The 1,365-nt window shown below is 69.7% G+C and carries 1 protein-coding gene; it reads right to left on the bottom strand.

Annotated elements, in window-relative coordinates; genetic code table 11:
• Positions 1–23: 23 nt before the first annotated feature.
• Entirely contained in the window at positions 24–1,142 is a 1,119-nt protein-coding gene (locus MXD59_RS25910) for an ISAs1 family transposase (protein WP_248827185.1), read from the bottom strand.
• Between the last annotated feature and the right edge of the window lie 223 nt (positions 1,143–1,365).

The raw sequence follows: 1,365 nt of genomic DNA, 5'->3' as shown, positions 1-1,365 counted from the left end.
CAGGGCAGCGGCAAAGTTGCTGGTTAGCAATTTAGGTTCATGATCGTGGTGAGTGGTCGTTCGGGTCGGCGGGCGTGGTGGCGTAGTGCCTGGGCGATGTTGGTGGTGCCGGACAGGCGCAGGATGCTGATCGCGAGGTTGCGGAGGCTGGCCATGACCTGGGGCGCGTTGCCGGTCCGGGCACGGTGGTGGTCCTCGTCGTAGGTGACATCGCGGACCCAATGCAGCCGGTTCTCGACGGACCAGTGGTCGCGGGTGAGGTCGGCGAGCAGGACGGGGCTGGCCTGGTGGGTCGGCAGGCTGGTGATCGCGTGGATGGTCTCGGTGGTGGTGGGCCCGCTGTTGAGCGACCGGCGGCGGGTGATCTGGATGGCTTGGACGGCGTGGGGGAAGTTGATGCCGGCGCGCAGTTCGGTGGCTTTCACGGTCCGGGTTTCGACACGTCCGTGGCCACGGTCGCGCGTGCGGACACGGGTGGCGACACGGTTCCAGGGCAGGGCTGTGAGCTGGGCATACAGTGCCGGCTGGTTCGCTTTCGCGACGAGGACGTAGTGGGCGCCGCGTTCCACGAGCCAGGTAGCGGTGTCGCGCTGGGTGTGCAACGCGTCCGCGGTCACCACCGCGCCGGCCAGATCGAGGGCGCCGAGCAGTGCTGTGAGCTCGGGAATCTCGTTCGTCTTCGCGTCGACCCCACGCTGGGCGAGGACGACGTGGTGTTGCTGGTCGAACGCGGCGAGCAGGTGCCGGCCGGGTCTGTCGCCGTGGCGTGAGCCGCGCAGGGTCTTCCCGTCGACCGCGATCCGCCGCCGTCGTCCTTTGGTCGGCGTGGTCGCCGCCGCGGCCCAGGCCCCGAGGGCTGTGTCCAGCGCGTCGGCGTCGAGACGGGCGAGGACCCGGCGGAACGTCGAGGCGTCCGGGACCCGCACGATCCCCAGCATGTCCCGGACGGTCTCGCCGGCGTCCGCGGCCCACTCGGCGATCGCGGTGAACGACCGGGCCCCCGCCAGCACCGCGCACGTCGCCAACGTGAGCACGACCGGCAGCCGGTGCCGCGTCCCACGACGTTTCCTCGGGTCGGCGACCTGCGCGAACACCGCCAGCAACCCCGCGGGTGACACCGGCCGCGTCGCTGCGCCGGCCATGGCCGACGCCAGCTGATCCAGAACAGGGACAGAAGGAGATAATGGTGCGGCGAGCATGGCACCTCGGGGTGATCAGGATGGCCTAGGAACCTCCATGATCACCCAGGTGTCATGCTCGCCCCGTTTCCGGAGCCAGAACCCGCCGGTCCTCACATCCCACATCCACCGCAGACCCTCGACACGACCCACAAGTCGCTACCCAGCAAACTTGCCGCAGCCCTGG

The organism is Frankia umida (assembly GCF_023242945.1).
Classification (GTDB): Bacteria; Actinomycetota; Actinomycetes; order Frankiales; family Frankiaceae; genus Frankia; species Frankia umida.
This window is presented reverse-complemented; position numbering and strand designations above follow the sequence as displayed.